Genomic DNA, 706 nt, shown 5'->3' on the forward strand with positions numbered 1-706 from the left:
CGGTGTGGCCGGTGACGATGTACCGGGCGGCGGCGACGGCGCGGTACAGGTAGGCGCCGCCGACCAGGCACAGCAGCGGAGTGGCCCACCAGACCGCCCGGCGGTACCAGATGATGCCCAGCAGCCCAATGGTCTGCAGCGCGCCCAGCGGCGTCGCGGTCAGGAAGGGGAACGGGTCGCTGGTGATGGCGGGCGCCGGGAACTGGTCGGAGACCATCTGCCCGCCCTCCCGCAGCAGCGTCCAGGCGTAGGGGACCAGATACCAGCTCGCGGTCACGGCGGCCACCACGACCACCTTCACCAGGTACGACAGGGAGCGGCGGCGGTCATCGGACGCTCGCCAAGCCAGCCAGACCAGAACGAGGATGCCGACCGCGCCCCACAGCACGAATCCCAGATAGGTGGCCACGACCAGGCCGCCGAGGACCCCTGCCGGCAGCCAGTGCAACCGCCCGCGCGGCGGCCGGCCGAACGTCGCCAGGGCCCACGGGATGAACACCGCCAGCGCAACGACCTCGTGCGCCTTGCGCGGATCGGCGAAGGCGACCAGCGCGGCGGCGGCGATGACGAGGGCGGCGAGCGCGGGCACCAGCCGGGTCCACAGCAGGAACGTCAGCAGGACGGCCCCGGAGACGGTGAGGAGCTGCGCGTCGCCGAGCACCCGCCAGGCGTGGACGTCCAGCAGCGCCGAGGCCCGGCCCACCAC

Annotated in this window: 1 protein-coding gene; it reads right to left on the bottom strand. The window is 73.4% G+C overall.

The window, feature by feature from the left end; all coding sequences use genetic code 11:
• Positions 1-706, bottom strand: a 706-nt coding sequence (locus tag ABFX46_RS43335) for a hypothetical protein (protein WP_346050468.1), incomplete at both ends; no start/stop codon positions are given.

It is taken from the genome of Actinomadura chokoriensis, from assembly GCF_039529475.1.
Classification (GTDB): domain Bacteria; phylum Actinomycetota; class Actinomycetes; order Streptosporangiales; family Streptosporangiaceae; genus Spirillospora; species Spirillospora bangladeshensis.